Raw genomic sequence first — 4,674 nt, 5'->3', positions numbered from 1 at the left:
CAATAATCAGTTTCCCTTTTTTATCTATGAATCCCCACTTAATATTCAGCCCATAAACATCTGCTTTTGCAACAGCAGCTAGATTATTATTAAATGAGTGTATATCTCTATAATCATCGCATGAAATTACATTTTCGCCCTTGTTGTTAATGAAATAGTCATCATAATCTTTTCTTACTAATGCAAGCCCATTTGAGAAATCAGAGGCTTGCTCAAATTCACAGGTGATTATAATTTTACCATTATAATCTATATAACCCCATTTGCCTTCTATTTTAACTTTAGCAAACCCGTCTTTGAAATCTCCAGCCGAATCGAACTGAAATGGAATTTTCACATTTCCTTTTTTATCTAAATACCCATATTTATTATTAGAATCACTCGATACACAAATAAGACCTTCTTTTACTGATTCAATAGTAAAATCATACTTAAGTGGAATTATCTCATCGCCTTTTTCATTGATAAACCCATAAACTTTATCTAAAAAATCTCCGTTTCCCACCTTTGCCAATCCTTCAGAAAAAGAATCAGCATCATCGTATTTACATTTTATTATTTCAATGCCATCTTCATTAATATATCCATATTTACCCTCTTCATTCCTTACAACTGCTAAACCTTCACTGAAAAAGGATACATCTTCATATTTAATTTCTTTAAAAATATTTTCTTTTACTTTTAGTATGAACCATTTATTTGATTTTTTTACAACGGATATTCCATTTACTATTTTTGAAGCAGAATCAAATTTCATCTCCAATAGTTCTTCGCCTTTTTCGTTTATAAAGCCAAAATCAAAATCTGAATCACTTTTGGATGATACACTTGGAAATACAAAGCCATAATAATTATTTCTGTAATCAATATTTTTATTTTTATGTATACTATCCCACTCTTTAAAATTCTCTGCATCGTAATCCCAATTATCACTTACTAATTCAGGTTTATACAAATTGAAAAAAAAATTCTTATCTATAAATTCTATTATCTTTTCCATCATTTACAATATATGATTACTAACTATAAATTTAATAAGTAAATATATTACTATAAATTTAATATGTAAATCGCCAGCATAAAGTGGACTGACAATAGGTTTAGATTTAAACATCTTGACATACCGACCGCATAAAACTATTGATGATTTAATTCCCAGAAATTTGTTAATTTGATTGAAAATAACTCCCTTAATTGTATTTCTGAGCACCCAGTTTATACAGGGCTAAGAGTTAATATATTTTTCTAGCGAAAGGTTCATATCGGAAAGCGGTTCTTGACTATTTTTTACCTGATGCTTAATAGGTTTTCATTAGGATTATCAATTAAAAATCTTTTAAAATTCCTGCCTTTCTATAGGCTAATTCAAAATTTAAATAAGGGTAAATTTCAGCTCTCACATCCCAGTAAAATCTTCTTCTTTCTTTCAATGGCTTACTCCAAATTTCTTTTGTAACTGACTTTACAATATCATCATATCTCAATCTTTTAGACAAATTAAAATTAGTTAAAAAATCTTCTGAAATTTTGGTATTTAGATTCCATCTTGCTGCAACGTTAAAAAACGGCTTGTCCGTTACATTGCTTTTAACAATATTCAGTTTTGAATCTAATGGCATAAGATTTTCCAATAAACAACCAGGCCCACCCAAAGAATTTGGAACAATGTGGTCGATGTGTCCAGAAATCGCAGAACTTGCAAAAGTTTCAATTTGGCTAAATAAAACTCTGCATTCATTTATTAATTTTCCAGGTACAAATCCCGAATTTTCAAAACTATTATTGTACAATGAAGTCATTGGTTTTTCTGCAAGAATTTTAATGTTCTTATTATCAATTATATGCACGCTACCTTGAATTCCCTTTATTAATTTTAATGAATTTTCCTCTAAATCGACTATTTCATGCTCCGCTATGAAACAATAAACTGCTTTGCTACTTTTGAATAAGCTTATAGACTCATTAAACTTTTCTCTAAAATATTCATTAACAAGATATGGGTCAATATTTTTTCTTAACTCATTTAAAGATTCTATTGTTTCTATTTTTATCAAATTAACACTTCTTATTTTACATGTTTTCCATATTCCGTAACCCTTCTCGGCAAATCTTATTACATCATTGTATTTCATGTAATTTGAATTACGTGGTTTTATTTTATTAATTATAAAGCTTGTATTTATATCTCCAATTTTTTCACTCGAGTTTAAAATACTTGGACTAATGAACCAAATAAATTCCATGTTTTTAGATTTTTAAGAACTGTTCTAGATTTATGATTTTCAAAATATAGCTATTTAACGATTATTGAATGAAAGATAAAAATAAGATATGAAATACGATATAATTGGAGATATAAATGGTTGATTTTATGCTCTAAAAACACTTCTAAAAAAATGGGTTATGGTTTATCAGAAAAGGATTATTATAATCACCCTAATTGACATGTGCAGTATTTCAATTTGCCGACCCATCAATATAATCGGTAATCAATAATTTGCTGGGAAAGGATTTCAGGGAATGGATTAACACGTAAGGGATCGAATATTTTATAGAATCATAGCCCGGACAATCCTATAGATTTACCATTGACAACATTACAAATCAATGTTTAACATTATGGCCAATTTCTCAATTGTCCGTTGATTTTTTCAACTCCTACCTACATTTCAAATTTTAGTTTCAAATCGCTTATATTTAACCAGTTTTATTTTGCCCGAAAATTAATTTTATTTTTAGCCGAATTGCCCCATCAAATATTTAGAAAAACAATAGTATGAATGATTTAGAAAACTATTTTAGATTAAATGATAAAAGACTTATCCATAAATGGAACCATTATTTTGAGGTCTATGATCGTCATTTTAGTAAGTATAGAAATAAAGACATTGTAATTCTTGAAATTGGTGTATCACACGGGGGTAGTCTTCAAATGTGGAAAGATTACTTCGGAGATAGAGCTAAAATATATGGTATTGATATTAACCCACAATGCAAAGAATTTGAGGAGGAAAACATCAAAATTTTTATCGGTTCTCAGTCTGATAGGAATTTTTTAAGAGAAGTAAAGGCGCAAATACCTCCAATTGATATTCTGATTGACGATGGAGGACATACTATGGTTCAGCAAATAGTTAGTTATGAAGAATTATTTGATTATGTAAAAGAAGATGGTGTTTATTTATGTGAAGATTTACATACATCATATTGGCTAGAGTTTGGTGGAGGAAATAAGAGAAGAGGAACTTTTATTGAATATAGTAAGAACTTTATTGATTCTCTTAATGCTTATCATTCTGAGCAAAAAAATTTGAAAGTAGATGAGTTTACTAAATCAGTTTTTTCAATTCATTACTACGACAGCATACTTGTAATTGAAAAAAGAACAATTGAAAAACCCTATCATGAGATAACAGGCACACCTTCATTTGTACAGATAAGTACTCCTGAAAATTCATTGTCAACATTCAGAATTAAAGTTACTCGTAGTATTTTAAAAGTGACAAATAAGGTGTTACGTTATTTTAGATTAAGCGGATTCGTATGGAAATAAACCTGTGCTATAATCACATTTTTATTAATCTTGGCATGGTTCTCTTCAAAGAGTATTGTCTTCCCAGTATTTGTCTAATCCTTAAATAGTTTCCATTGTTTGATTAATTTTATTTTTTCTCTATCTAGGACATTTGCAAACGGTTTTGTACATATTGTTTCATAAACCTTTACTTAAGAAATTTTTATAGAAGTCTGAAAATTACTCACGATTTACTAATCCATAGCGAGGACTAACTAATACTATCATTTGTTGATTTTTTTCAAGGTCCTTATTGAAAATTTTAAAGTGCAAAAAAAAGCAGCAAGAATATTCTCGCTGCTTTTTTTGCTCATTTTAGAATGCTAAAAAAATTATTACCAATTTGGATTTTGTCCAAGATCTGGGTTTAACAGTTTTTCTCTTTGCGGCACAGGCCATAAATAATGCTTTGAAGCATCAAATGTTTTTACCACACTAGGAAGCTCTATTGTAACTGGATTTCCACCAGAATAATAAGTTAAGCCAAATACTTTACCAGGCATTACTTGCTCAGCGATTTTCCATCGTCTGATATCAAATAATCTATGACCTTCAAATGCAAGTTCAACTGTTCTTTCTCTGCGAACAGCCTCTCTTAGCTGAGCTTGAGTCATACCAGTAGTTAATGCTGGTAAACCAACATCTGTACGAGTTCTAACATCATTAATAGCTTTATAAACCGATTCGTCGATTTGATTAAGTTCAATTTTTGCTTCTGCATATGTTAAAAGAACTTCTGCATAACGAAGTAGGATAAAGTTTAAGTGAGATGCGTTATGTGTAGCGAAATCTTCTGCAGCTACATACTTTTTCAGGTTGAAACCTGTAGAAGTATTTTGCTGAGTTTTACCTACTTCATCTGCTCCATTTTGTCCAGGAATTGGTCTGTAAAAACCTCCACCTGGTAAAGCGTCCCCATCTACATATAAAGTAAATCTTAGGCGAGGATCTCTATTGTCATAAGGTTTAGTTGGATCAAAACCTGAGGTAGGATCTGTAATTAATTTACCATTCTTCATGGTAAACTGATCTAATAAAGCTTTAGTAGGCACATAATTACTGGCACTTGCTTTTTGACTATTAGGCCCCATAAACGCGAA

At 30.0% G+C, this 4,674-nt stretch carries 4 protein-coding genes; 1 reads left to right on the top strand and 3 read right to left on the bottom strand.

Annotated elements, in window-relative coordinates; all coding sequences use genetic code 11:
• Positions 1 to 1,003 (bottom strand): WG repeat-containing protein (locus ACIQ0D_RS11690; protein ID WP_395805816.1); only part of this gene is annotated, 1,003 nt, incomplete at its 3' end.
• Positions 1,004 to 1,325: 322 nt separating this feature from the next.
• Positions 1,326 to 2,243 carry an HNH endonuclease signature motif containing protein gene (locus ACIQ0D_RS11685; protein ID WP_395805814.1) on the bottom strand — a complete coding sequence of 306 codons (918 nt, stop codon included), beginning with the start codon at positions 2,241 to 2,243 and terminating at the stop codon, positions 1,326 to 1,328.
• A gap of 533 nt (positions 2,244 to 2,776) precedes the next feature.
• On the opposite strand from ACIQ0D_RS11685, the gene ACIQ0D_RS11680 reads away from it, so the two are divergent.
• Entirely contained in the window at positions 2,777 to 3,553 is a 777-nt protein-coding gene (locus ACIQ0D_RS11680; protein ID WP_395805812.1) for a class I SAM-dependent methyltransferase, read from the top strand.
• Positions 3,554 to 3,909: 356 nt separating this feature from the next.
• Here the strand turns inward: ACIQ0D_RS11680 and ACIQ0D_RS11675 are convergent.
• A partial coding sequence (locus ACIQ0D_RS11675; RefSeq protein WP_395805810.1) for a RagB/SusD family nutrient uptake outer membrane protein occupies positions 3,910 to 4,674 on the bottom strand: 765 nt, incomplete at its 5' end.

Origin of the sequence: Daejeonella sp. (genome assembly GCF_044342615.1) — a bacterium.
In the GTDB taxonomy this organism is placed as follows: domain Bacteria; phylum Bacteroidota; class Bacteroidia; order Sphingobacteriales; family Sphingobacteriaceae; genus Daejeonella.
The sequence above is the reverse complement of the archived record's forward strand: the minus strand, read 5'-3'. Positions and strand labels throughout refer to the sequence as shown.